Genomic DNA, 23,752 nt, shown 5'->3' on the forward strand with positions numbered 1-23,752 from the left:
AGTTACGCTGCGCGCGGCGACCGATCCACCGCCAATCGTCGATGGCTGGGATGCGCTTCGCTCCATCCTTTGCGGGAATTCGTAGCGTAGCGCCTCAGGCCGCGGCCTGCCCGAGCGCCGAGACGATGGTATCGACGACGTCCTCGACCAGGATGCGATCCTCGCCCTCGCCCATGACGCGGATCACCGGCTCGGTGCCGGAGGAGCGGATCAGCAGGCGGCCGTGGCCGTTGAGCCGCTGCTCGCCGTCGGAGATCGCCGATTTGACGTCGGAATTGTCGAGCGGCTTGCCGCCCTTGTGACGGACGTTCTTCAGGATCTGCGGCAGCGGATCGAAGCGATGGCAGACTTCGGACACCGGGCGGCGCAGCTTCTGCACCACGGCAAGCACCTGCAACGCGGCAACGAAGCCGTCGCCGGTGGTGGCGTAGTCGGACAGGATGATGTGGCCGGACTGCTCGCCGCCGAGATTGTAGCCGCCGTTCAGCATCTGCTCGAGCACGTAGCGGTCGCCGACCGGCGTGCGCACGAGATCGAGCCCCTGCGCATTGAGGAATCGCTCGAGCCCGAGGTTCGACATCACGGTGGCGACGATGCCCGATCGCGAAAGCCGGCCGTCTTCCTTCCAGCTCTGCGCGATCACCGCGAGCAGCTGGTCGCCGTCGACGATGTGGCCGCGCTCGTCGACCAGGATGACGCGATCGGCGTCACCGTCGAGCGCGATGCCGATGTCGGCGCGCATCTCGCGCACCTTCTTCGACAGCGCCTCGGGCGAGGTGGAGCCGCATTCCTTGTTGATGTTGAAGCCGTCGGGCTCGACCCCGATCGGGATCACGTCGGCGCCCAGCTCCCACAGCGCTTCCGGCACCACCTTGTAGGCGGCGCCATTGGCGCAATCGACCACGACGCGCAGGCCGTCGAGCGACAGATCGCGCGGCAGCGTGCGCTTGGCGAATTCGATGTAGCGGTCATGCACGCCGTCGATGCGGCGGGCGCGGCCGAGACTGGCGCTCTGGGCAAGACGCTTGTCGATGGGCTCATCGAGCAGCTGCTCGATCTGCTTCTCGACGTCGTCGGAGAGCTTGAAGCCCTGCGGGCCGAACAGCTTGATGCCGTTGTCCTCGAACAGATTGTGCGAGGCGGAGATCATCACGCCGAGATCGGCGCGCATCGACTTGGTCAGCATCGCAACCGCCGGCGTCGGCATCGGGCCGACCAGCAGCACGTCCATGCCGACCGAGGTGAAGCCCGCCACCATCGCGTATTCGATCATGTAGCCGGACAAGCGCGTGTCCTTGCCGATCACCACCCTGTGGCGGTGGTCACCGCGCTGAAACGCCAGGCCTGCGGCCTGGCCGACCTTGAGCGCGAGCTCCGGCGTGATCAGCCCGTTGGCGCGGCCCCGGATCCCATCCGTCCCGAAATATTTGCGGCTCATATCGTCCCCCACGCGACAACCAGGGATCCCCAAGACAACCTGCGGGTGCCCTGGCGGGACCCGCATCCCTGATTTGCTGAGGTCTTATAAAGCCATCGCGGCTAACTTGGCTTCAAAAAATATGATGAATCATTACGGAACCGGACGTACCCCGGTGCCGATAACGCCTTGTTAACACTATATTTCCAGCAAGGACGCCGGAACAGGGCGGAACCCGCGCCTTAGTCCGAGCGCTTCACATGGCCGTCCCCGCGGCTCGGCGCCGGCTGGGTGACGCTGACGGGATCGGAGCCCGGAAAGGTCTCTTCCAGACCTTCCTCCAGCGCTTCCTCGAGATCATGCTTCTCCTTGATCTCCTCCGGCGTCGGTCCGGTGTGCGGCCTGGTCATGGCGCCCTCCTCTCCACAAAGAATTTGCAAACGATTTGGCTATGCATCCAACCATGCTAGATGACCCCTCGATCTTCCGATGCAAGAGTCTTCCAATGCGAGACTCTTCCGACAAGACGGGCCGGGGAAACGTTCATGAAGCACATCACCTGTATCGACGATCTTCGCACACTGCATCAGCGCCGCGTGCCGAAGGCGTTCTTCGATTATTGCGACCGCGGCTCCTACGCCGAGGAAACGCTGCGCGCCAACCGCGAAGACATGCAGGCGATCAAGTTCCGCCAGCGCATCCTGGTCGACGTCTCCAAACGCGACACTTCCACCACGATCCTCGGCGAGCCCTCGACCATGCCGCTGATACTCGCGCCGGTGGGCCTGCTCGGCATGCAGCATGGCGATGGCGAGATCCATGCCTGCCGCGCCGCGCAAGCCGCCGGTATCCCGTTCACGCAGTCGACGATGTCGATCTGCTCGATCGAGGACATCGCGGCCAATGTCGAGAAGCCGTTCTGGTTCCAGCTCTACGTGATGAAGGACCGCGGTTTCATCAAGGAATTGATCCAGCGCGCGATCGCGGCGAAATGCTCCGCGCTGGTGCTGACAGTCGATCTCCAGGTCATCGGCCAGCGCCACGCCGACATCAAGAACGGCATGACGGTGCCGCCGGAATGGTCGCTCTCGAAGCTGTTGGATTTCGCCAGCAAGCCGACCTGGGTCTCCGGCGTGCTGCAAGGCAAGCGTCGCACCTTCGGTAACATCGCCGGCCATGTGAAGAACACCGGGGACCTCAATCGCCTCGCCGAGTGGACGGCGTCGCAGTTCGACACGTCCCTGAACTGGAAGGACGTCGAGTGGGTCCGCAGCATCTGGCCGGGCAAGCTGATCATCAAGGGCATTCTGGATGTCGAGGACGCCGAGGAAGCCGCCAAGACCGGCGCGCAGGCTCTCGTCGTCTCGAACCATGGCGGCCGTCAGCTCGACGGCGCGCCGTCATCCATCGAGGTGCTGCCCGAGATCGCCGAGGCGGTCGGTGACAGGATGGAAATCATGTTCGACGGCGGCATCCGCTCCGGCCAGGACGTGATGCGCGCGCTCGCGCTCGGCGCAAAGTCCTGCATGATCGGCCGCGCCTACGCCTATGGCCTGGGCGCCGGCGGCCAGGCCGGCGTCGCCAAGGCGATCGACATCATCCAGAAGGAGCTGCTCACCACCATGGGCCTGTGCGGCGTCAACAGGATTGACGAGATCGACGAGCATATCATCGCGATGTGAGCGTCTACCGGGATGCAGCTGCAACAACAGCGGTCGTCCCGGACAAGCGCAGCGAAGCGGAGCGCTGATCCGGGACCATAACCACAGGGAGGCGTGGTTACGGGGGACTCGGAGCGACCTGCATCGCGCAACAACTTCTCCCTGTGGTTATGGGTCCCGGATCTGCGCTTACGCTTGTCCGGGACGACAGTGGAATTTGTTGCGGCAGTTGCGCTCTATATTTCTCGCCTCACATCGGCGGCGTCACCCCATCCCTGCCGACGTTGACGCGGTTGGCTTCCAGCGAACCATCGTCCTTCTTCACCGCACCGAAAATGATCAGCTTGGCGCCCGGCTTGAGCTCGGATTTGTCGCTGGCGACGAAGGTGACGATCGGTGTGTCCGGGGGCACCACGACTTTCTTCTCACCGTCCTTGTACTTCACCGTGATGTTCTGGCCGTCGGTGCCCTTCACGGTCTGCGCCACGGTGGCGTTGGTCATGGTCGAGTTGGCGCGTGCGTCCCAGGGACGAAAACCTTCGGCCGCGCCGCGCTGGTTTTCGGGGAAGATGTGCACCGCGATCGCCTTCTGGGTACCGTCGGGCTCGGGCAGGCCGGTGACGCCGATATACGAGCCGTCCTTGATCTCCGACAACGACGTCTTCACCACCGCGAAGACGGCGACGTTGTCGGTCATGCGCACCTTCACGTCGCTGCCTTCGCGGGTCTTGATGCCGAGCGTGTTGCCGTCGACGCTCTCGATGGTGCCGCGGATGCGGACCGTCGGCGTCTGCTGCGCCAGGGCGGATGACGTGACGATGCAGGCGGCGAATGCGGCCACGCCGAGGCGTGATATCCAGCTTCTCTTCGACATGTTGTTAGTCTCCATTTACATCGGCGGCGTCAGGCCGTCGCGGCCGACGCTGACGCGGTTGGTTTCGAACGAGCCGTCCGGCAGCTGCTTCATGAAGGCGATCACCTTGGCGCCGGCCTTCAGATCGGATTTGTCGCCGGGCACGAAGGTCACCACCGGCGTATTGTCAGCGACGAACACCTTCTTCTCGCCGTCCTTGTACTTGACCAGCAGCGTATGGCCGTCATTGCCGACCACGCTCTCCGACACGGTCGCATTGGTCATGCTGGAGTTGGGCTTGAGGTCATAAGGTCGCGAGCCCTCACCGGTGCCGCGCATGCTCTCCGGAAACACGTGGACCTCGACCGCGTTCGCGCCGCCGTCGGGTCCCGGCACGGTGGTGGCGCCGACGAAGGAGCCGGGCTTGATGTCGGCAAGTGAAATCCTGGTAATGCCCGACACGTTCACGTCGGAGGCGATGTGCAGCTTGACGTCCTCGCCGCTGCGCGCCTTGACCTGCATCGTGTCGCCATTGACGCTTTCGATCGTGCCGCGCACGCGCGTCGGCACCGGCGCCCTTTGCGCAAGTGCCGAGAGGGTCGAGACGGCCACCATCGCGACAGCGATGAGCGGACGTGTGAAAGTTGCACGTTGAACAGACATGATGGTCTCCGATTGTCCCTATTGTCCCCTTACGGACATAGAACTCCGGAGGTTACGCGCTATTCTCTCAAGTCTTTGTGAGATCGGCCTCGACCAGCGCGCGCAGCTCTGCCGTGACCTGCGGCCGCTGGCCGAACCACAGCTCGAAACCACGGACCGCCTGATGCAGCAGCATGCCGAGCCCGTCGGCGGTCTTCAGCCGGCGCGCCTTTGCGGCCGCGAGCAGCGGCGTCACCAGCGGGACATAGACGAGATCGGCGACCACGGCGCCATCCGGCAGGCGCGCCACTTCAAGGTCGAGTGAAGGCTGACCGTGCATGCCGAGCGAGGTCGTGTTCACGAGAAGTTTTGCACGCGGCAGGATATCTTCGATCCGCTCCCACGCAACAGGATGCACCTTCGGTCCGAACTGCCTTGCAAGCGTCTCGGCCCGGCCGATGGTGCGGTTGGCGAGATGGACGCGCTCGATGCCGCGTTCGAGCAGCCCGAACACAATGGCGCGCGAGGAGCCGCCGGCGCCGAGCACCAGCGCCTCTTCGGCTGCGTCCCAGCCGGGCGCACTGGCGTCGAGATTGCCGATGAAGCCCTCGACGTCGGTGTTGGTCGAGCGCAGCTCGCCGTCCGCAAACCACAGCGTGTTGGCCGCCCCCACCGCCTGCGCGCGGGCATCTGGCGTCGAGAGCTCGAGCACGCCCTCCTTGTGCGGAATGGTGACGTTGGCGCCGACGAAGCCGCGCAGCGACAGCCGCAGCACGAAGTCGCGCAGATTATCCGGCGGAACCGCCTCGATGACATAGCCACCCTCGATCCCGAGCGTGCGCAGCCAGTAACGATGGATCAGCGGCGAGCGCGAATGCGCAGCCGGCCATCCGATCAGACAGGCTGCGGGAGCCTTGGTCACGGTCGTCCTCCCCTGGGGTCGTTTCGGAGGCGATCCATTTCGCGTCCCGCAGGCCCTGTCAAGCGCGCGGGCCGTCTCGTGAGAGGCTCGACCTCAGGTCGTGCCCGCCTCACCGGCCGCTGGGTGTGCCGCGCCGCCCTTGATGTCGGCAACCGCACGCGCGATGGTCTCGCGATAGCGCGCGCGTGGCGGCGTGACGCCATGGGTGAGCAGCGCGCGGCGAACCGTTGGCGATGCCCCCGTGATGAACAGCCGGATGCCCTGCCGGTGGGCCTTGGCGGCGACGCGGCCGAGCACGTTGGCCGCGGTCGAATCCAGGAACGGCACCGCGGCGAAATCGACCACAAAACCCTTGCGCTTGTCGGCGATGCCGTCGAGCACGCTGCCGATCGCCGAGGCTGCGCCGAAGAAGAACGCGCCGGTGATTCGATAGACCAGCACGTCGCGATCGACCGCGAGCGCGGGGTCGTAAGGCACGCGCTCGCCATTTTCGTCATCGGGACGATCGGCGGCCACCATCGGCGAACGTTCCTCGATGCCGGTCATTTCCGCCATGCGATGGATGAACAGGACCGCGCCAAGCGCGAAGCCGACCAGAATGCCCTCGGTCAGATCGCGGAAGATGGTGAGCAGGAAGGTTGCGAGCAGCACGACGGCATCGCCCCATGACGAGCGCAGGAGCGTCGCGAATTCGTGCTTCTCCGCCATGGTCCAGGCCACCACGACGAGCACGGCGGCGAGCGCGGCCAGCGGGATGTAGCTCGCGAGCGGCGCTGCGATCAGCATGAACAGCAACAGGAAGACCGAATGCAACATGCCCGCGAGCGGCCCCCGCGCGCCGGCGCGGATGTTGGTCGCGGTACGCGCGATCAGCCCCGTGACGCAGATGCCGCCGAACAGCGCCGCACCGACATTGGCGGCGCCTTGCGCCACCAGCTCGCAATTGGAGCGGTGACGGCGTCCGGTCATGCCGTCGGCCACCACCGCCGACAGCAGCGATTCGATGGCGGCGAGCAGCGCGAAGGAGATCGCATCGGGCAGCACGGCGGTCGCCTTCGCGAGCGAGAACGCAGGCAAGGCCGGCGAGGGCAGTTCGCGCGGAATACCGCCGAAGCGCGATCCGACGGTCTCGACCGGCAGCGACAGCAGGGCACATGCGACCGCCGCGAGCACGACCGCGATCAGGATGCCCGGCCAGGACGGCCGCCAGCGTCGCAGGCCGGCGATGATGGCAATGCTGACGATCGCGACCGCGACGGCCGACGGATTGACGGTGTGCAGGCCGCCTGCGAGCGCGACGAGTTTCGGAACGAATTCGCTCGGCTCCTTCGCGAGGAGCGTGATCCCGCCGAGATCGCGCAGCTGGCTGGCGAAGATGATGACGGCGATGCCGGCGGTGAAGCCGACCGTCACCGGATACGGAATGAACTTGATATAGGTGCCGATCCGCAGGAAGCCCGCAGCGATCAGGAACAGGCCGGCCATCAGCGTGGCCAAGATCACGCCGTCGACCCCGTGACGGTCGGCGGTCGCCGCAACCAGCACAATGAAGGCGCCGGCGGGACCACCGATCTGGAACCGGCTGCCGCCGAGCAGTGAGGCAATGAAGCCGCCGACGACGGCGGTGTAGAGTCCGCGGTCCGGCGTCACGCCCGAGGCGATCGCGATCGCCATCGACAGCGGCAGCGCGACGATCGCGACCGTGAGGCCGGCGAACACATCGGCGCGGAAATCCGATAGACCATAGCCCTCGCGCCATACGGTGACGAGCTTTGGCAGATAGAGTTCGGTAAAGGTCGGCCGACGAAGCTGGTGCAGCTTGCCTGCGTGTTCGCCTGTGATGCTCATTTCAGCAAAATGCTCCGCTGCCCACAACGCTCCGATGCATCGTGCGGCCGCGTATTGGGGCGCGACGGTGCGTTAGTTAAGACTGCTCCCGAGCATGATCATTGCGGGATCATGCTCCCACCCGACGCGGCGGCCCCGGCTCCTTGAGCCGAACGCCACGTCCGCCGCCTTCGCTGCGCGCCTGTTCGCCGATCAGCTCGACGCCGGCCCGATCAAAGGCTTCGACCACCTTCATCAAGGTCTCGACCACGCCGCGAACGTTGCCGGTGCTCGCCTCCATTCGCTGAATGGTCGGCAGCGATACGCCTGCAAGCTCTGCCAAGGCCCTCTGGTCAATGCCGAGCAGCGCACGCGCGGCCCGCATCTGGAACGACGTGATCACCCTGGCCTCACGTATGAACGATTATAAATGATGTCTGGAGCATGTACAATGATGTAAAATACATCATTCTCCGCCGAACGCAAGCCCTTAACCTCTCCCCGTAAGAACGGGGAGAGGGAGTGAGACAGTGATGCGTCTCTTACTTCGGCAGACCGATCACGCCGCGTGTTGATGCGCGGCGATGATCTGGTCGGCGGCGCGGCCCGTGACTTCGGCCATGTGGTCGAACTGGCGGGTGAAGCTGCCGGCGCCTGCCGTGGCCGAGCGCAGTTCGACGATCAGCTCACCGATCTCCGCTTCCGGCATCATGGCGCGGACGCAGTCCCATCCGCTCCAGCCGTCGCGGGTGTCGAAGCCGAGGATCTGGCCGCGCCGCGCCGACAGGATCGCGTTGATCTTGGCGGTGGCGTCGGTCGGGCAGACGATCTCGACCACGTGGATCGGCTCCAGCAGCACCGACTGGCATTGCGGCAGGCCCTCGGTGAGCCCGACCCGCGCCGCCGTGCGGAAGGCGAGGTCTGAGGAATCGACGCTGTGATAGGAGCCGTCGGTCAGCGTCACCTGCAAATCGGTGACCGGGAAACCGAGCGGGCCGCGTGCGAGCCCGTCGACGACGCCCTCTTCCACCGCGCCGATGTAGTTGCGCGGCACCGCGCCGCCGACCACCTTCTCGGCGAACTTGAAGCCTTCGCCGCGCGGCAGCGGCCTGATGTCGAGCACGACGTCGCCGAACTGGCCATGTCCGCCGGACTGTTTCTTGTGGCGACCGCGCTGGACGATCGGCTTGCGGATGGTTTCCTGATAGCCGATCGCGGGGGGATGCGAGGCGACCTTGACGCCGAAACGATCGCGCAGCCGCTCGCTTGCGACGCGCAGGTGCATCTCGCCCTGACCCCACAGCACGGTGTCGTGGGTCTGCGCGTTCATCACGAAGATGAGCGAGGGATCCTCCTCGTGCAGCCGCATCAGCGCCTGGCCGAGCTTGACGTCGTCCTTGCGATCGGTGGCCGCAACCGAGATCGCGAGCACCGGCGGAGTGGGCTCAACGGCGGCAAGCGCTGCCGGCTGGGTCTTGCCGTTCGAGACCGTGTCGCCGGTCTTGATCGGGTCGAGCTTGGCGAGCGCCACCGTGTCGCCGGCTTCCGCCGCAGCACGCTTGGTGTCGTAGGCCCCGGTGACGGCGAGAATGCCGGAGATGCGACTGGCCCCACCTGAGGAGGATTGCAGCGTGGCACCGTCGTCGAGATGGCCGGCGAGCATGCGCGTCAGCGACAGCTTTCCGCCGTGCTGCGAATGCAGCGTCTTGAAGACGAAGCCGAGGGCGTCCCTGGTCTCGGGAACGCCGAGACGTTTTGCGGTCTCCGCGATACCGGGCGCCTCGTGACGCAACGCTTTCATCAAACGCAGCACGCCGTTTTCGCGTGCGGCGGCGCCCAGCAGCACGGGGCAGATCAGCCCGTCGCGCAGTTCGCGGGCGAGATCGTCGAACACGGCATCGCGCGGCGGCTGGATGTCCTCGAGCAGCTGCTCCATCAGCGCATCGTCGTGATCGGCGAGCTTCTCCAGCATCGAGAAGCGCGCCTCCTTCTCGCGATCGAGATCGCCGCCTTGAAGCGCGACCACTTCGGAGGCCTTGTGCTCGCGGTAAATGAACGCGCGCTCCAGCGCGAGATCGACGAAGCCCTCGATCAGCTCGTCCTTCCAGATCGGGATCTGGCGCAGCACCAGCGGCACGCGCGAGGCGGGCTGGAGCATCTCAAGCGTCTCGCGGATGCGCTTGTTGGCGCGGTCGATCTTGTTGAGGAACAGGAAACGCGGGATCTTCAGTTCCTCCAGCTCGCGCAGAATGATCTGAAGCTGCGGCAGCTTCTTCTCGTCGGCTTCGCAGACCACGATTGCGGCATCGACCGCAGGGAGCGCGGCGCGCATGTCGTGGGCAAATTCGACGGAACCGGGACAATCGAGGAAGGTGTAGCTGTCGCCCATGAAACTCGTGGTGACGGCAGTCAGCCCGACCGTCATCTTGTGATGACGGGCCTCTGGCGCGGCGTCGCCGACGGAGGTCCCGGCATCGACGCTGCCGGCGCGCGGGATGGCGCCCGTTCGCGCCAGGATGGCTTCGAGAAGTGTGGTTTTACCGCTTTGGAAAGGGCCCACCAGCGCGATGCACCGTGGACCTCGGGGACTTCTGACGTCTTGTCCCATTCGCCGCCTCCTTGGTGTGGAGCTCGGCCCATGATTGGGTCGGCAAACGCCGATGCTCTGCCCGTCCCCGAGATTTGGCAAGCATCAAACGTCGCTGCGGTGCGTCGTTGCCGGAATCGCGTCGGAGCGACGCGATTCACACACGGAGTTGTTAACGGCCCGGGCGCAGTTCCAGGCTCTCGAGGCCGGCGGCGACGTTGAGGCCGACCTGGCCCTGCACGCTGAGCGGCTGGAGCGCGATCGAATTGTTGGAGCCGCCGACCAGCACGTTGCCGCCAAGGCCGACGCCGACCGAGGCGCTGCCCTGCGCACCGGCGTAGGTGCCGGCGAGGTCGCCTGGTCCGAGCCGGTCCACCGGCGCGAACACGCCCCAGGCGAGTGCCGTTTCCTGGGTGATGCCGAGGTCGAGGCCCACCTTGCGGATCGTCGCGACGTAACGGTCGTCCGGCAAACCATCGACGCGCAGCACGCAGCCGAGATTGGTCACCGATCCCACGATGAAGCCCACGCTGGCGCCGCCGCGGCATTCGAGCACGCCCACCTGCACCATCCGGGACTGCGCGCTGGCGCTCGCAACGGAGGCAACGAGGCTCGCAGCGGCAAGCCCAGCGAGGAGGAGTGAACGGCGCATGAATGTCTCCGGCGATGAATGTGACGCGAGCAGAGAGAGCGCCCTACCCGTGATGCGCGACGGTCTATGCCACAACAGTTCCGGTGGCGCCAGCTCGCGTAGACTTGAAAGAAAAAGGACCCGCATAGCGCGGGCCCTTTCATGTCACATCATGTCTGCAAGCTTACCGCAGATTGCCGCAGAAGCGCTGGATGCGCTTGCAGGCGTCTTCGAGGTCCGAGGTTTTGGTCGCGTAGGAGATGCGGAACGCCGGGCCGAGGCCGAAGGCCGAACCCTGCACCACGGCGACGCCTTCGGTCTCCAGCAGTTCGGTGACGAACGTCTCGTCATTGTCGATCACCTTGCCCGACGGCGCGGTCTTGCCGATGGTGCCGGCGCAGGACGGATAGACGTAGAAGGCGCCCTCGGGCCGCGGGCATTCGATGCCCTTGGCCTGGTTGAGCATGGAGACGACGAGGTCGCGGCGCTCCTTGAAGACCTTGTTGTTGGCCGGGATGAAGTCCTGCGGACCGTTCAGCGCCTCGACCGCGGCCCATTGCGCAATCGACGACGGGTTCGAGGTCGACTGCGACTGGATCGTCGACATCGCCTTGATGAGCTGCGCCGGACCGCCGGCATAGCCGATGCGCCAGCCGGTCATGCAATAGGCCTTCGACACGCCGTTCACGGTGAGCGTGCGGTCGTAGAGTTTCGGCTCGACCTGCGCGACCGTGGTGAACTGGAAGTCGTCATAGACGAGATGCTCGTACATGTCATCGGTCATGACCCAGACGTGGGGATGCTTGACCAGCACGTCGGTGAGCGCCTTCAGCTCGGTCCTGGTGTAGGCAGCTCCCGTCGGGTTCGACGGCGAGCACAGGATCACCCATTTGGTCTTCGGCGTGATCGCGCGCTCGAGCGCCTCGGCCTGGAGCTTGAAGCCGGTCGCGGCGGTGCAGACCACCGGCACCGGCTCGCCGCCGGCGAGCGCCACCATCTCTGGATAGCTGACCCAGTACGGCGCGGGGATGATCACCTCGTCGCCCGGATTGATGGTTGCCATCAGTGCGTTGTAAAGCACCTGCTTGCCGCCGGTGCCGACGATGATCTGGTTCGCCTTGTAGACAACGCCGTTCTCGCGCTGAAACTTGGCGATGATGGCTTCCTTCAACTCGGGAATGCCGTCGACCGCCGTGTACTTGGTCTTGCCGGCTTCGATGGCGTGGATCGCGGCCAGCTTGATGTTGGCGGGCGTGTCGAAGTCGGGCTCGCCGGCGCCAAGACCGATGACGTTGCGGCCCGCCGCTTTCAGCGCACGTGCTTTATCCGTGACCGCGATGGTCGCGGACGGCTTCACACGGTCGAGCGCAGCGGCAAGGAAGGACATCGTCATCTCCTGACAAGCGTCGTGAACCCTTTGGCTTCACGACTCCGATTGTGGGAATGAGCCACCCTAAAACGAGTGCCGTTGCACCGCAAGAAACTTCGGTCCGATCCCGCAAAAGTTTACGTGTCTGCGCGCATCAAGGCCTGACTTTCCGCAATTTTCCGCAACTTTGCCGGGCAAATCCCACATATCCGACAACGCGTGTCCTCGGAGCAATTTTGCGCCCTTCAAGACGCCCATGAAGCTGACGGCAGTCCGGCGCTCGAGAGACCAGCGGTCGAGGCGATCACGACCGTTCGACCTTCTCACACAAATGCTCCGAGCGATGAGGCCGCGTTGACGCAAGCGTGAACTGAGTTGGATGGTCGCACGGAAATGATCTTCCGCCGCATTGCAATGCGGTAGGGTTTTCGAGTTTTTCTATTGGCCGGGTCTTGCGGCGGATTCGCATCGGCATCATTGTTTAGCCGCGTTGCGGGGCAACAAGCGCCGCGCCTTCCCGTCTTCCGGAATCATCCTCAGAATGTACAAGCTCTATTCGATGCAGCGCTCGGGCAACAGCTACAAGGTCCGCCTTGCGCTGGCGCTGCTGAACTTGCCTTACGAAGCGGTCGAGGTGGACATTCTGCGCGGCGAGAGCCGCACCCCGGACTTCCTGGCCAAGAACCCGTCAGGCCAGGTGCCGCTGCTCGAGGTCGGCGACGATCGCTATCTCGCCGAGTCCAACGCCATTCTCTGGTATGTCGCCGTCGGCACGCCGCTCGCGCCGGAGAACCGCATCGATCGCGCCGACGCGCTGCAATGGATGTTCTTCGAGCAGCACGCGCTGGAGCCGAACATCGGCGCGGCCTATTTCTGGCTGTCGCTGGTGAGGGGCGGCCGCGACCTCCAGACTCATTCGCTGGAGGACTGGATGGAGCGCGGCTATGGCGCGCTCCAGGTGATGGAGAATCATCTCAAGACCAACGCCTATTTCGCCGCCCGCCAGCTCACGGTCGCCGACATCGCGCTGTACGGTTATACCCACCTCGCCGAACGCTGCGACTTCGACCTCTCGACCTTCCCGGCGATCCGGGACTGGCTGAAGCGCGTGGAAGCGGCCCCCGGCTTCGTCGCGATGGACTGGCGGCCGGCCGACATCGAGGACCCCGCCAGCATCGCCGCTGGCGCCTGAGAGGGGCGATCGCGCTCTGGCGAATAGCGGGCATAAGGGTCGCCATTGCCGCAATCTCGCCGTTTTCGCTCAAATGGCCGCCGCAATATTGCCGATTGCAACAGCGAAATTGTTCGATGTCGCGGGTGATTCGCTCGCGCGTTGAAGGATTTAGACCATGATTCGGGCGTCCGGCACGGCAGGCTTTCAGGGCCCCCCCGCTACCGTTTCGTCTTCCCGGCTGACCAACGCGGTCGCGGCCTCGCTCGCCGTCGCCGCGCTCTCGCTGTGCCTGATCGTCACCCTGACAGTGCTGTCGACCAAGGCGACCATGGCGATGGGCCTGCCGGTCTGATTCCCGCTTCATCCTGGACCCGCCTTCAAGGCGCCTCGTGGCCCGCGCCGACCGGCATCGCGACAGGATTTCGATGAAATCACCTGTGGTCATCGTTGCAATCACCCTGACCGCGGCCATTCTGGTCGCGGCATCGCTGTTGATCTTCGTCGGCACGCGCAAGGGCCAGGGGACGTCGACGCTGAATGCGCCCGCGCTGCAACAACGTCTCAAGCACGCGCACTTGGTCTAAAATCATCCGAAAGCTTTGTGCATGACCCAAAGCGCACCTTAAGCACACCGCGCGAAACCGCATCGCAATGGCGCAATGTTCGGTCAGTGTTGCCGCCTTACCTCGTCCAGGGAGGAGCGAGACAGGCCCATGCGGTTGGGATGGCGTGCGATCTCCGGTCCGGCGCTGACGGCAGCGACGTTGCTGCTGACGATGTTTTTCGATCGCTTCGTCCCCGTTCCCTCGCCCGCGCCGCTGCTCGTCTGCATCGTGGCGCTCGCCGGCGCGCTCTCGGGTCCCGCTTCCGCCGTCGCCAGCGTAGCCGTCGCCGTCATCGGCGCGGCACTGCTGCTCCTCAGCCGGCACGGCGTTGCAGGCCTGACCACGGCGGATATGATCCAGCTCGGCCTCCTGGCCGCGACGGCCGCGGGCACCGCAGGCATCACCGGCCTGATGCGCCAGCGGCTGCTCGGCACGTTTGCCGCCGAGCGTCGGAGTCACGCCATCGCCGCGCGGCTGTCAGCCGCGCTCGACCAGGTCGATATCGGCATCGTGCTGCTCGATGCCGAGACGCGCGCCGAATTCATCAACCGCGCGTTCCGCGATTATTTTGCGGTGCCGGACGACATCGCCGACGACAAGCCGCCGTTCATCGCGCTGATGTATCACGGCCGCGACACCGGCGCGTTCGAATTACCCGAGGACGAACTCGGCACCTTCATCGCACAGCGCATGGAGATGGTGCGGATCGGCGATGCCACGCCGATCAACATTGCCTTGCGCAATGGCGAGGTGTTGCGCTTCGTCTGTGCCGCGCTGCCCGATGGCGGGCGCATGCTGAGCTACACGCCCGTGACCGACCTCGTGCGCCACACCGATGCGCCGTCCCACGCCGACTACTACCGCTCGCTGCGCGATCCCGCGGGCCGCAAGCTGATCCGGTATCTGCGCGTGGCGGAGTGATGCGCGATTGATCGGCACGTCCATGATCACGTATGAAGGACGCCTCATCGATCGCGGGAATTTCATATGTCGCTCACCATTCGCTCCGTCACCAGGCAGGACTACGATCAATGGCTGCCGCTGTGGGACGGCTACAACGCCTTCTACGGCCGCTCCGGCCCGACCGCCCTCTCGCCCGAAATCACGCGCGTGACGTGGCAGCGCTTTTTCGATGCCTATGAGCCGGTGCACGGATTGGTCGCCGAGAGCGACGGCCGCCTGCTCGGGATGACGAATTATCTGTTTCACCGCAGCACCACCGCGATCGAACCATCCTGCTATTTGCAGGACCTGTTCACGACCGAGGCCGCACGCGGCAAGGGTGTCGGGTCGGCGCTGATCCATGGCGTCTACGAGCGCGCAAAGCTTGTGGGATCGCCGCGCGTGTACTGGCAAACACATGAGACCAACGTGACGGCGCAGCGCCTGTACGACAAGGTCGCCGAGCGTTCCGGGTTCATCGTCTATCGCAAGATCTTCTGATCCTCGCGGTCGCGAGGCCTGTGGATAACTCTGCCTGTCACCCGCGCGTAACATAGCGGGACTAGGCTGCAGCTGCGTCTGGTCAGCCCCCCGTCACCGATCAAGCGCCCCAAAGCGGTCCCCGTCAGTCGCCGCGTCTGACAGGGGCCGCATTTTTTTGTCGGCAGTCCTTGTCGGAAGCGCCTTCTAGGCATGGCAGCAACGCGGCGCGCCGCTTGCTGCGGCGGCGCACCGCAGTCACAATAAGCCCCTGCCCATCTCCGACAGGGATCTCCCATGGAAATTCGTAATCTCGGCGCCGCCGGCCTGCGCGTGTCTGCGGTCGGACTCGGCTGCAACAATTTCGGCCAGCGCACGGATTTGGAGACCTCGCGCAAGGTGATCCATCGCGCGCTCGATCTCGGCATCACGCTGTTCGACACCGCCGACATCTATGCCGGCATGGGCGGTTCGGAAACGGTGCTCGGAACCGTGCTCGGCGACCGCCGCAAGGACATCGTGCTCGCCACCAAATTTTCCAAGCCGATGGCGACCGACGGAACCAAGCAGGGCGCTTCGCGCCGCTACATCATGAACGCAGTCGAGGCGAGCCTGACGCGGCTCAAGACCGACTACATCGATCTTTATCAGCAGCACGATTACGACCCGCTGACGCCCATGGAGGAGACGCTGCGCGCGCTCGACGATCTCATCCGTCAGGGCAAGGTGCGCTACATCGGCAATTCCAATTTCCCGGCCTGGCGCTTGGCGGAGGCCGAGTTCACCGCGCGCGCGATGAAGGTCAGCCGCTTCGTCTCCTGCCAGGATGAATACAGCCTGCTTGTGCGCGACATCGAAAAGGACCTGCTGCCCGCCGCACAGGAGTACAAGCTCGGCCTCCTGCCGTTCTTCCCGCTCGCAAGCGGGCTGCTCACCGGCAAGTACCAGCGCGGCGCCGCCGCCCCGACCGATACGCGCTTCGGCAAGGTACCGGCGCTACGCGACCGCTACGTCACGCCGCGCAACGAGGACATCGTCGAGAAGCTCACGGCCTTCGCGAAGGCGCGCGGGCACAGCATGCTCGAGCTCGCCTTCTCCTGGCTCGCCGCGCGCCCGCAAGTGTCGAGCGTGATTGCCGGCGCCACCCGCGTCGAGCAGGTCGAGGAGAACGTGAAGGCGATTGCCTGGAAGCTCAGTCCGGAGGAAATGGCGGAGATCGACAAGATCACGCTGGGCTGACCGTTGAAGCGCGGCGCGCTACTTGGCGCCGTGTCCGACCGTCTGGATCACCTCAAAGCCCTCGAACTGGGGATGACCGAGATAGGTCGGCTTGGTGTCGCCGGCCCGCGCATGCGCGGCACGAAAAGCATCCGATTTGGTCCAGGCCTCGAACGCCGCATGGTTCGCCCACACCGTGTGCGAGGCGTACAGCGTGTGGTCCTCGAGCTCGGGGCCGCGCAGCAGATGAAACTCGACGAAACCCGGCACCTTGTCCAGATGGGTATCGCGCGAAAGCCAGACCTGCTCGAAGGCAGCTTCGGAGCCCTTGGCGACGCGGAAGCGGTTCATGGCGATGTACATGGGGATGATCTCCTGATGTTCGGCTGATGATGTCGTCATTCCAGGACGCGCCGCAAGGCGCGGGCCCGGAATCGCAGTTAAGTAACCAGCCCCTTCATCGGCCGTGCTCCCGCGCTGTCGGGGAACACCGTCTCGGCCAGCACGCGATCGGATAGGCCGAACTGGCCCTGCAGCACGCCCTTGATCACCGAGCGCAGATCGGTGGTCGGCTTGAGATCGCGGGCCTCGAAGAGGTTGGCGGGCTTGAGGCCGGGCCAGTCGGCGATGACGCGGCCGCCCTTCACCGCGCCGCCGGCGAGCAGCGCGATCGTTCCCGTGCCGTGATCGGTGCCGTCGGTGCCGTTGATGCGCGCGGTGCGGCCAAACTCGGTCGTGACCACCACGGCGGTGTCGCGCCAGCGGTCGCCGAGGCCGCTTTCGAATTCGGCGAGCGCACCGTCGAGCCCGCCGAGCAGGAATGCGAGGCGACCGACAGGCCCGCCTTCATTGGCGTGCGTGTCCCAGCCGTCGAACGCGAGCGCCGCGATGCGCGGGCCATCGTCGGACGCCATCAGTTTTGCGGCGCCGCGCGCCACCTGCCGCATCTGCGCGACCGCATTGCCCGGCTTCGGCTTCATGTCGTCGCCGCTCGCGGCCTTTTCCAGCGCAAGGCCCTGCGACAGCACGGCCGCCAGCGCGGGATCGCGGTGACGATAGAGCTCGACCAGACGCATCGCGGTGTCGTCATCGGCTTGCGGCAGCGCCACCGGCGCCCAGCCGACGGTCGGCGCATTGCCGCGCAGCACCAGCGGCGTGGTCGGGCCGACGGCAAGAGCACTCGACACCCGCTCACCGCGCGGCAGCGCCTCCAGCGCGCGGTTGAGCCAGCCGGATTGCACGCGACCGGGACCGGCATAGCCGCTTTCGAGCACGTCCTGGCCGTCGAAATGCGAGCGGTCGCGATAGGGCGTCGCGACCGCGTGGATCACCGCGGCATGCTTGTCGCGATACATGCGTGCGAACTCAGGCATCGACGGATGCATTCCAAAGAACGTATCGAGTATGATCGCGGGATGCGCGCCGTCCGCCGTGAGCGCGATCGACCCGTGCAGGCCGGCATAATCGGGATCCCCGACCGGCGCGACGGTCGAAAGCCCGTCAAGCGCGCCGCGCAGGATCACGACGATCAGCCGAGAATCGCGACCGTCCGCCGCGCGTGCAAATTTTGGCAAATAGGCCCACGCCGCGAAAGAGGCGCCGCCGAGCAGGAGGCCGCGGCGCGAGGTGAGGAGCCGGTTCTCGACGCAGTCGATCATCATCATCTCCTCTGCATTTCCGGTGACATCAACAGCAGCGCCAGCGCCTGCTGCCGCGACTCGGCGCGCTCGATGGTGCGCCGTGTTTCGATCGAGGCCGCATCGGCCGCGGCGAATTCCAACAGATCGAGCGGGTCGATGTTGGGCCCGAGCCGCGCGCCCATCTGCGTGGCAATGTCGAGCCGGAGCTTGATGCCTTCGGGCGCAGCCCACGCCGCGTTGGTGTCGGCGAAACCATTCGGGCCGGCCGGCGACCACAGCGGCTGGCCCAGCAGATTGAGGTTGTTGAGATAGGCGCCGGGATCCTCCGGCACGCGCGCGAGCAGCCGGCCGCTCGCGACCAGGAAATCATAGGGGCTGCGCATCTTGGTCAGCGACGCCTTCCACGCCTCGTCGGACTCGACCAGTGCCGTTGCGAGCGCCTTGAGATCCCCGTCGGTCTTGATGAAGACATCGCGCAATCGCGCTACCAGCGCCGGCGGCGGATCGTCAGCGACGAAATGGCGGACGAATTTGGTGGCGATGAAATTCGCGGTCGCGGGATGGTGCGCGATGTCGGCGAGTGCGGCTTCGCCTTGCGCAAGGCCGGTCGGCTCGTAGCTCTTGCCGAGCAGCATTTGCGGTCCGGGCTGGTGCGCATTGACGTTGAACACGAACGAACCGGGCGCTCCCAGCTGTCCCTGCCGGCCGGCGAAGGTCCAGCCGGTGATGATGCGCGCGAGCGAGGTGACGTCGTCCTGCGTGTAGCCGCCGCCGACGCCGAGCGTATGCAGCTCCATGATCTCGCGCGCGAGATTTTCGTTCAGCCCGCGCTTGCGGTTCTGGCCCGCGCGCGAGTCCGGTCCGAGCGATTGCTGGTTATCGAGGAAGAACAGCATCGCCGGATGCTGCTCCACCGCCTTCAGCATGTCGGCGAAACGCCCGAGCACGTGCGGCCTGATCGCCTCGCGCTCGAACGCGCCGGCCCATATCCGCGCGAGCTCGCCCTTGCTGGCGGAGATGCAGAAATGGTTGGACCAGAACACGACCAGGCGTTCGGTGAAGCCGCATTCGACCAGGGTCGCGCGCTGCAACCGCGCCAACGCCTCGGCGCGAAAGGTCTTTTGGATGACGTTGAGCGGCTGCGGGGCGGGTTTTGCCGCAGCCGGCGCGGCCGTGTTGGGCTGCATGGTGTCCGGCTTGGCCATATTGTCCGCCGGCTTATTGTCAGTCGGCTTATTGTCAGTAGGTTTGGCCTCAGCCATCTGGCCGGCGATCTCGGTTGCCACGGCGTTCAGCGAGAGATTGCGGCGCGGTCCGGGCTTCTGATCGGCCGGCGCTTCGGTCGGCGCGCCGGCTTTGGCGGCGGCCTCGCGCGCCTGCTTGACCTGATCCTGATAGGCGAACACGGCCTGCCCGAGCTGCGGCGTGGATTGCAGGCCCGGCGCCTCCAGCAGCACAGCGTTGGGGCGGGCGAGTTCCGCCTTCACAAAACCGCGAGGATCGGAGGCCGCGTTGACGAGATCGCCGGATGCGCCGCCGCGGGCGCCGAAGCCGAAACGGTTGAGCGCGACGAGCGCGGCTTGCGAATCGCGGGCCATCGATATGTCCTTCGCGCGTTGCCAACCGCTTTCCGAGTCTGTGCGCGAGGCATAATATACCGCAGCGGGAGATGAACCCGGCATGAAAATGACAGCACAGCTTTCGCGCAAATCATGACAAATCCGCAAGACATTCCAGTGCAGAAACCGCGCCGCCTCGCCTGCTCCCGTTGCGGCGCCGAGTTCGGCTGCGATCTCTCAGGCACGTGCTGGTGCGCGGAAGAAACAGCGCGGCTGCCGATGCCGGTCAAGGGCGAGGATTGCTTGTGCCGGGCTTGCTTGCGCGAGGCGGCGGAAGCAACGTAATCCTCCGCGTCGTCCTGGCGAAAGCCAGGACCCATTACCCCACGGAATTGTTTGGCGAAGATTCGTCGTTCGGGACGTCTACCGAACGCTATCGATGAATTCCGCGGTATGGGTCCTGGCTTTCGCCAGGACGACGCTGGGGAGAGACAGCTCGCGACAACTACACCGCGTGCCCCGGCGATTTCCGCGCCATGCCGTCGAACGCATCCAGCAGCTTTTCGCGCCAGGCGTAGACCGGGTCGTCCGCTTCCAGCAGCTTGAACGGGCTGGTCACGCGCGCCCACTGAAAACCACCGAACACGATGTAATCGGCACAGTTCGGTGCGGCGCCTCCGATGAAGGGCTGCTTCTTCAGGGTCTGCCGCATCACCTCGAGCGATTTGCGGAACGCGACCACGCCGGCATCGCGGCTGGCCATGATCTCTTCCAGCGTCTTGCCGCCGAAACGCGCCTCGCGCGACTGGCGGAAATAGGCGGCGTCCACCTCGTCCAGATTCTTCGGGATGTCGGCGATGATCAGCGGAAAGATGCCGCCGACGATGGCGATGTCGCCCCAGGCGTTGAGCATGCGCGCCATGGCGCGGCCACCCTCGCCCCCGAACAGCGACGGACGGTCCGGAAACTTGTCTTCGAGATAATTCGCGATCGTCCAGGAATCGACCACCGGCTGGTCGTGATGCAGCAGCACCGGCACCTTCTCCGAGCCGTGCGGCGCAATCGCGCTTTTCTCGGTGAAGCGCCAGGGCAGCGTTTCCGCCGAAAGGCCCTTATGCGCCAGCGCCATCCGCGTGCGCCAGCAGAACGGGCTGAACGGTCGCGAGGCGTCAGTGCCGACGAGTTCGAAGAGTTTAAGCGACATGATGGGCCTGCCCTGCAATGATGCAGCTGCATTAGTTTCGTAACATCGTACCACTCTGTCAACCGCCGAGCTTGCTCGCGCTCGTGAGACTGACGACGGGAATCTACCTGAGGCTTGTTGAGGGCATTCCGGATTGGACCTAAGCTCGGGCCTTTCCAGCATTCATACGGAAGGAATTGCAATGACCAGAAACCTGCCACGACGCGATTTCCTGTTGGGTTCGGCAGCGCTCGCAGGTGCTGCGGCTGCCAATGCGTTCACCTGTGTCGAGATCGCGAGCGCTGCGCCGATTGCCGTCCCGACCGTGGACAAGCTCTCGATCCGCGTGCTGGTGGATTCGAGTTTCGACCTGTTCTTCCGTCCCAAGCAGATCAACGGCGTCTCGATCGCACCTGCGCCGCGCGGCAGCGATTTCCGCAAATCGCTGCACAACGAATGGGGTCTGTCGCTCTGGCTGGAATCCGAAGGCGGCGGCAATCAGCGCACGCTGATGCTCGATTACGGCTACACGCCCGAGGTGCTGCTCAACAACATGGCGCTGATCGGCGTCGATCCGGCGAAGCTCAACGCGCTGATCGTCAGTCACGGCCATTACGATCATTTCGGCGGCCTGAACGGCTTCCTCGACAAATTCCGGGAAAAGCTGCCCGCCGACCTCAAGCTTTATGCGGGTGGCGAGGATAATTTCTGTCATCGCGTCAACCCGACCCCGACACAGGGACAGTTCGCGGATTTCGGCACTCTCGACCGCCGGCAGCTCGCGGCACAGAAGGTCACGACCGTGCTGTGCGAAACGCCGACTTTGATCGCTGACCATGCCTTCACCACGGGCAAGATCACACGCCGCAGCAGCGAACGCGTGCTGCCGAACACTCTCGTCGAGTTTGGCATCAAGGACGGGCTTGGCTGCAATGTCGGACACTATCTCCCGGCAGAGATGGAGGGCAAGATCGTGCCGGACGAGCACACCCACGAGCACGCCACCTGCTTCAATGTGCGGGATCTCGGTCTGGTCGTGATCTCGTCCTGCGGCCATGTCGGCATCGTCAACTCGGTGAAGCAGGCGCAGGAAGTGTCGGGTATCCAGAAGGTGCACGCCATCGTGGGCGGCTTCCATCTCGGCCCGGCGCCCAAGGACTACCTCACGCAGGTCGTGAGCGAGATCAAGGCGCTCAATCCTGACGTCGTGGTGCCAATGCATTGCAGCGGGCTCAACTTCGCGCAGGAAGCCAATGTCCAGATGGAGGGCAAGGTCGTGGTGACGACAACAGGCAGCCGCCTCACCTTCGGGCTGTGATGCGACGTGTGAGCGCGGGGCTATTGATGATGCTGGCGCTCGCCTGCGGGGCGGCAGCGGCGCAGGCGCGCTCGGCCGCGCAGACCATGGACGTCCTGATGTGGAATCGGGAGCCGGTCGGAGGACCGTTCGAGTTAATCGACCAGACCGGCAAGCTGCGCAGCGACCGCGACTTTCGCGGGCAGCTTATGCTGGTCTATTTCGGCTTTACTTACTGCCCTGACGCATGTCCGACCGACCTGATGGCGATCGGACTGGCGCTCGAGCAACTCGGTCCGGATGCCGACGCCGTGCAGCCGGTCTTCATCACACTCGACCCCGAACGTGACACGGCCGAGCATCTTGCCGAATATGTGCCGCTGTTTCACCCGCGGCTGCTCGGGTTAACCGGCAGCCTTGACGCAATCGGGACAGCGGCAGACGCCTACAAGGTCTATTTTGACAAGATTCCGGTCGGCAAGGAGGCCGGAGACTACACGATCGACCACACGTCCTTCATCTATCTCATGGACCGCGACGGAAAATATCTCGGCTTCTTTCCGCCGGGCACCTCGGCCGAGCGCATGGTCGAGATCATCCGACCGCGGCTTGCGGCGCCTTCGCGCTAGCAGGAGCGGCTCAGACCGGACCCGAGTCACCGCCCGTTCGAGCGCAGCAGCTTCTCGCCGTCCCTTGTCACCGCGATGATCAGCCCCATTCCGGGCAGCGTTTCGCGCGCGACATAGCCGCAGTCGGCGGCGTCTTCCCAGATGGTGAGGCGCGGGCACGAGGTCTTCCAGGTCGCGATCACCTCGGCATAGGCGCGCGGCTCGCGCGCAACCCATTCGACGAAGTCCAGCACCAGCGGGTCGGCAGTCTCGCTCATTGCAAACCTCCCTTGTCGAAGGCTGCCAGCACGGGCGTGCGGACCAGCAGCCAGCTGCCGTAGGCGATGTAGTAGCAGGCGATGGTGGTGATCAGCTTCATCGACCAGGCCACGAATTGCTGGTCGGTCATGGCTTCCAGGATGCGCCGCGCCAGCGTGGTGCCGAGCATGGACGCTGCGATCGCGACGGCCGCGAGCACGGGATCGAGCGTCGCCGCCTGGTCGATCACGCCGCCGAAATAGATCAGCTTGATGAAATGGCTGACGAGCTGGCACATCGCCTTGGTCGCCACCTTCTCGCGCCGGCCGAAATCGCCGCCGAGGAAGAAGGTGTCGAGCAGCGGTCCCGACACGCCGGTCATCAGCATGAGGCCCATGCAGATCGTGCCGTAGACGGTGCCCTGCCAGAGACGGTCGGGATCCGGCTTGATGTTCGCGGGCAGCAGCCGCGCCATGAACGGGGTGATGCCGAGCAGCAGCAGCGCGACCGGCTTGTCGGGTACGTATCGCGTCAGCGACCACGCCGCGAGCGCGACAGCCGCGCCGACCATGTAGTTTGCGACCGGCCGCCAGCGGATATGCGCGCGCCAGAGAAAGGCCCGCCAGCCGTTCGAGGCCATCTGCGTGATCGCATGCAACACCATCGCAGTCGGCAGCGGCATCAGGGCCAGCAGCACGCCGATCAGGATCAGCCCGCCCGCCATGCCGAACAGCCCCGACAGGAACGCGGTGCCGACCATCAGCAATCCAAGGGCAGCAATCATGATGGACGTCACGCGATGTTCTCCGGGTGTGGCATGTAAGGGACGCAAGGTGCTTCACTCCCTCGCCCCGCTTGCGGGGAGAGGGTGGGGTGAGG

General features: G+C 65.1%; 26 protein-coding genes. 10 read left to right on the plus strand and 16 right to left on the minus strand.

What is annotated here, in order from left to right:
• Positions 1–94: 94 nt before the first annotated feature.
• Together glmM and AC0L3C_RS27935 are read right to left on the minus strand one after the other, a co-directional pair.
• Positions 95–1,438 (minus strand): phosphoglucosamine mutase, encoded by a 1,344-nt coding sequence (gene glmM / locus AC0L3C_RS27930; protein ID WP_027565344.1) that lies wholly within the window; start codon positions 1,436–1,438, stop codon positions 95–97.
• Positions 1,439–1,659: 221 nt separating this feature from the next.
• On the minus strand, positions 1,660–1,827 hold the full coding sequence (locus AC0L3C_RS27935) for a hypothetical protein (protein ID WP_473262631.1): 168 nt from the start codon (positions 1,825–1,827) through the stop codon (positions 1,660–1,662).
• Between the two features lie 135 nt (positions 1,828–1,962).
• Between AC0L3C_RS27935 and AC0L3C_RS27940 the strand changes: the two genes are divergently transcribed.
• Complete coding sequence (locus AC0L3C_RS27940; RefSeq protein ID WP_473409528.1) at positions 1,963–3,099, plus strand: alpha-hydroxy acid oxidase; 1,137 nt, start codon at positions 1,963–1,965, stop codon at positions 3,097–3,099.
• A 229-nt stretch (positions 3,100–3,328) separates the two neighbouring features.
• Here the strand turns inward: AC0L3C_RS27940 and AC0L3C_RS27945 are convergent, their stop codons facing one another.
• The 8 genes from AC0L3C_RS27945 to AC0L3C_RS27980 form a co-directional block, all read right to left on the minus strand.
• On the minus strand, positions 3,329–3,952 hold the full coding sequence (locus AC0L3C_RS27945) for a single stranded DNA-binding domain-containing protein (RefSeq protein WP_473360877.1): 624 nt from the start codon (positions 3,950–3,952) through the stop codon (positions 3,329–3,331).
• Positions 3,953–3,967: 15 nt separating this feature from the next.
• Positions 3,968–4,594, minus strand: a complete 627-nt coding sequence (locus tag AC0L3C_RS27950) for a hypothetical protein (protein ID WP_007596731.1) — start codon at positions 4,592–4,594, stop codon at positions 3,968–3,970.
• A gap of 67 nt (positions 4,595–4,661) precedes the next feature.
• Positions 4,662–5,495 (minus strand): shikimate dehydrogenase, encoded by an 834-nt coding sequence (locus AC0L3C_RS27955; protein ID WP_473409529.1) that lies wholly within the window; start codon positions 5,493–5,495, stop codon positions 4,662–4,664.
• Between the two features lie 93 nt (positions 5,496–5,588).
• Positions 5,589–7,343 (minus strand): SulP family inorganic anion transporter, encoded by a 1,755-nt coding sequence (locus AC0L3C_RS27960; RefSeq protein WP_473278585.1) that lies wholly within the window; start codon positions 7,341–7,343, stop codon positions 5,589–5,591.
• 109 nt (positions 7,344–7,452) lie between these two features.
• Positions 7,453–7,725 carry a helix-turn-helix domain-containing protein gene (locus AC0L3C_RS27965; protein ID WP_007614761.1) on the minus strand — a complete coding sequence of 91 codons (273 nt, stop codon included), beginning with the start codon at positions 7,723–7,725 and terminating at the stop codon, positions 7,453–7,455.
• Positions 7,726–7,881: 156 nt separating this feature from the next.
• A complete protein-coding gene (locus AC0L3C_RS27970) occupies positions 7,882–9,930 on the minus strand; it encodes an elongation factor G (protein ID WP_473278586.1) in 2,049 nt (682 codons plus the stop codon).
• Between the two features lie 151 nt (positions 9,931–10,081).
• Complete coding sequence (locus AC0L3C_RS27975; protein ID WP_473409530.1) at positions 10,082–10,561, minus strand: DUF992 domain-containing protein; 480 nt, start codon at positions 10,559–10,561, stop codon at positions 10,082–10,084.
• A gap of 163 nt (positions 10,562–10,724) precedes the next feature.
• Positions 10,725–11,927 (minus strand): pyridoxal phosphate-dependent aminotransferase, encoded by a 1,203-nt coding sequence (locus AC0L3C_RS27980; protein ID WP_007596745.1) that lies wholly within the window; start codon positions 11,925–11,927, stop codon positions 10,725–10,727.
• 523 nt (positions 11,928–12,450) lie between these two features.
• Here AC0L3C_RS27980 and AC0L3C_RS27985 point away from each other — a divergent pair.
• The 6 genes from AC0L3C_RS27985 to AC0L3C_RS28010 all read left to right on the plus strand — a co-directional run bounded on the left by AC0L3C_RS27985 (position 12,451) and on the right by AC0L3C_RS28010 (position 16,349).
• Positions 12,451–13,101 (plus strand): glutathione S-transferase family protein, encoded by a 651-nt coding sequence (locus AC0L3C_RS27985; protein ID WP_473262624.1) that lies wholly within the window; start codon positions 12,451–12,453, stop codon positions 13,099–13,101.
• A gap of 157 nt (positions 13,102–13,258) precedes the next feature.
• Complete coding sequence (locus tag AC0L3C_RS27990) at positions 13,259–13,435, plus strand: hypothetical protein (RefSeq protein ID WP_007614766.1); 177 nt, start codon at positions 13,259–13,261, stop codon at positions 13,433–13,435.
• A gap of 37 nt (positions 13,436–13,472) precedes the next feature.
• Positions 13,473–13,667 (plus strand): hypothetical protein, encoded by a 195-nt coding sequence (locus AC0L3C_RS27995; RefSeq protein ID WP_156526862.1) that lies wholly within the window; start codon positions 13,473–13,475, stop codon positions 13,665–13,667.
• A gap of 129 nt (positions 13,668–13,796) precedes the next feature.
• Complete coding sequence (locus AC0L3C_RS28000) at positions 13,797–14,609, plus strand: PAS-domain containing protein (RefSeq protein ID WP_473409531.1); 813 nt, start codon at positions 13,797–13,799, stop codon at positions 14,607–14,609.
• Between the two features lie 66 nt (positions 14,610–14,675).
• Entirely contained in the window at positions 14,676–15,131 is a 456-nt protein-coding gene (locus tag AC0L3C_RS28005; RefSeq protein WP_473262621.1) for a GNAT family N-acetyltransferase, read from the plus strand.
• A 276-nt stretch (positions 15,132–15,407) separates the two neighbouring features.
• Positions 15,408–16,349, plus strand: coding sequence for an aldo/keto reductase (locus AC0L3C_RS28010; protein WP_473409532.1), 942 nt, complete (start codon positions 15,408–15,410; stop codon positions 16,347–16,349).
• An 18-nt stretch (positions 16,350–16,367) separates the two neighbouring features.
• Here AC0L3C_RS28010 and hmuQ read toward each other — a convergent pair whose 3' ends face one another.
• From hmuQ to AC0L3C_RS28025, 3 genes are all read right to left on the minus strand, one after another.
• Positions 16,368–16,691, minus strand: a complete 324-nt coding sequence (gene hmuQ, locus AC0L3C_RS28015; RefSeq protein WP_473262723.1) for a heme-degrading protein HmuQ — start codon at positions 16,689–16,691, stop codon at positions 16,368–16,370.
• Positions 16,692–16,768: 77 nt separating this feature from the next.
• Complete coding sequence (locus AC0L3C_RS28020) at positions 16,769–17,986, minus strand: DUF1501 domain-containing protein (RefSeq protein ID WP_473409556.1); 1,218 nt, start codon at positions 17,984–17,986, stop codon at positions 16,769–16,771.
• 2 nt (positions 17,987–17,988) lie between these two features.
• Positions 17,989–19,566 carry a DUF1800 domain-containing protein gene (locus AC0L3C_RS28025; RefSeq protein ID WP_473409533.1) on the minus strand — a complete coding sequence of 526 codons (1,578 nt, stop codon included), beginning with the start codon at positions 19,564–19,566 and terminating at the stop codon, positions 17,989–17,991.
• A gap of 114 nt (positions 19,567–19,680) precedes the next feature.
• Between AC0L3C_RS28025 and AC0L3C_RS28030 the strand changes: the two genes are divergently transcribed.
• Positions 19,681–19,872: a cysteine-rich CWC family protein gene (locus AC0L3C_RS28030; protein ID WP_473409534.1), complete on the plus strand. Its 192-nt coding sequence runs from the start codon at positions 19,681–19,683 to the stop codon at positions 19,870–19,872.
• 160 nt (positions 19,873–20,032) lie between these two features.
• Here AC0L3C_RS28030 and AC0L3C_RS28035 read toward each other — a convergent pair whose 3' ends face one another.
• Positions 20,033–20,731 (minus strand): glutathione S-transferase family protein, encoded by a 699-nt coding sequence (locus tag AC0L3C_RS28035; RefSeq protein WP_473409535.1) that lies wholly within the window; start codon positions 20,729–20,731, stop codon positions 20,033–20,035.
• A gap of 181 nt (positions 20,732–20,912) precedes the next feature.
• On the opposite strand from AC0L3C_RS28035, the gene AC0L3C_RS28040 reads away from it, so the two are divergent.
• Positions 20,913–22,028 (plus strand): MBL fold metallo-hydrolase, encoded by a 1,116-nt coding sequence (locus AC0L3C_RS28040; RefSeq protein ID WP_473247177.1) that lies wholly within the window; start codon positions 20,913–20,915, stop codon positions 22,026–22,028.
• Complete coding sequence (locus tag AC0L3C_RS28045) at positions 22,028–22,636, plus strand: SCO family protein (protein ID WP_473247178.1); 609 nt, start codon at positions 22,028–22,030, stop codon at positions 22,634–22,636. Before AC0L3C_RS28040 ends, AC0L3C_RS28045 begins: the two co-directional genes overlap by 1 nt.
• A gap of 26 nt (positions 22,637–22,662) precedes the next feature.
• Here the strand turns inward: AC0L3C_RS28045 and AC0L3C_RS28050 are convergent, their stop codons facing one another.
• Both AC0L3C_RS28050 and AC0L3C_RS28055 read right to left on the minus strand, forming a co-directional pair.
• Positions 22,663–22,893, minus strand: coding sequence for a hypothetical protein (locus AC0L3C_RS28050; RefSeq protein WP_473409536.1), 231 nt, complete (start codon positions 22,891–22,893; stop codon positions 22,663–22,665).
• Positions 22,890–23,669 carry a TSUP family transporter gene (locus AC0L3C_RS28055; protein WP_473409537.1) on the minus strand — a complete coding sequence of 260 codons (780 nt, stop codon included), beginning with the start codon at positions 23,667–23,669 and terminating at the stop codon, positions 22,890–22,892. The genes AC0L3C_RS28050 and AC0L3C_RS28055 overlap by 4 nt, the downstream gene beginning before the upstream one ends.
• Positions 23,670–23,752 lie beyond the last annotated feature (83 nt).

The sequence above is a fragment of the Bradyrhizobium sp. WSM4872 genome (genome assembly GCF_055811715.1).

Bases quoted from the DNA above. Each gene is read 5' to 3' on its own strand.
- glmM (WP_027565344.1), bottom strand. From the start codon at position 1,438: ATGAGCCGCAAATATTTCGGGACGGATGGGATCCGGGGCCGCGCCAAC.
- AC0L3C_RS27935 (WP_473262631.1), bottom strand. From the start codon at position 1,827: ATGACCAGGCCGCACACCGGACCGACGCCGGAGGAGATCAAGGAGAAG.
- AC0L3C_RS27940 (WP_473409528.1), top strand. From the start codon at position 1,963: ATGAAGCACATCACCTGTATCGACGATCTTCGCACACTGCATCAGCGC.
- AC0L3C_RS27945 (WP_473360877.1), bottom strand. From the start codon at position 3,952: ATGTCGAAGAGAAGCTGGATATCACGCCTCGGCGTGGCCGCATTCGCC.
- AC0L3C_RS27950 (WP_007596731.1), bottom strand. From the start codon at position 4,594: ATGTCTGTTCAACGTGCAACTTTCACACGTCCGCTCATCGCTGTCGCG.
- AC0L3C_RS27960 (WP_473278585.1), bottom strand. From the start codon at position 7,343: ATGAGCATCACAGGCGAACACGCAGGCAAGCTGCACCAGCTTCGTCGG.
- AC0L3C_RS27970 (WP_473278586.1), bottom strand. From the start codon at position 9,930: ATGGGACAAGACGTCAGAAGTCCCCGAGGTCCACGGTGCATCGCGCTG.
- AC0L3C_RS27975 (WP_473409530.1), bottom strand. From the start codon at position 10,561: ATGCGCCGTTCACTCCTCCTCGCTGGGCTTGCCGCTGCGAGCCTCGTT.
- AC0L3C_RS27980 (WP_007596745.1), bottom strand. From the start codon at position 11,927: ATGTCCTTCCTTGCCGCTGCGCTCGACCGTGTGAAGCCGTCCGCGACC.
- AC0L3C_RS27985 (WP_473262624.1), top strand. From the start codon at position 12,451: ATGTACAAGCTCTATTCGATGCAGCGCTCGGGCAACAGCTACAAGGTC.
- AC0L3C_RS27990 (WP_007614766.1), top strand. From the start codon at position 13,259: ATGATTCGGGCGTCCGGCACGGCAGGCTTTCAGGGCCCCCCCGCTACC.
- AC0L3C_RS28000 (WP_473409531.1), top strand. From the start codon at position 13,797: ATGCGGTTGGGATGGCGTGCGATCTCCGGTCCGGCGCTGACGGCAGCG.
- AC0L3C_RS28005 (WP_473262621.1), top strand. From the start codon at position 14,676: ATGTCGCTCACCATTCGCTCCGTCACCAGGCAGGACTACGATCAATGG.
- AC0L3C_RS28010 (WP_473409532.1), top strand. From the start codon at position 15,408: ATGGAAATTCGTAATCTCGGCGCCGCCGGCCTGCGCGTGTCTGCGGTC.
- hmuQ (WP_473262723.1), bottom strand. From the start codon at position 16,691: ATGTACATCGCCATGAACCGCTTCCGCGTCGCCAAGGGCTCCGAAGCT.
- AC0L3C_RS28020 (WP_473409556.1), bottom strand. From the start codon at position 17,986: ATGATCGACTGCGTCGAGAACCGGCTCCTCACCTCGCGCCGCGGCCTC.
- AC0L3C_RS28025 (WP_473409533.1), bottom strand. From the start codon at position 19,566: ATGGCCCGCGATTCGCAAGCCGCGCTCGTCGCGCTCAACCGTTTCGGC.
- AC0L3C_RS28030 (WP_473409534.1), top strand. From the start codon at position 19,681: ATGACAAATCCGCAAGACATTCCAGTGCAGAAACCGCGCCGCCTCGCC.
- AC0L3C_RS28035 (WP_473409535.1), bottom strand. From the start codon at position 20,731: ATGTCGCTTAAACTCTTCGAACTCGTCGGCACTGACGCCTCGCGACCG.
- AC0L3C_RS28040 (WP_473247177.1), top strand. From the start codon at position 20,913: ATGACCAGAAACCTGCCACGACGCGATTTCCTGTTGGGTTCGGCAGCG.
- AC0L3C_RS28045 (WP_473247178.1), top strand. From the start codon at position 22,028: ATGCGACGTGTGAGCGCGGGGCTATTGATGATGCTGGCGCTCGCCTGC.
- AC0L3C_RS28050 (WP_473409536.1), bottom strand. From the start codon at position 22,893: ATGAGCGAGACTGCCGACCCGCTGGTGCTGGACTTCGTCGAATGGGTT.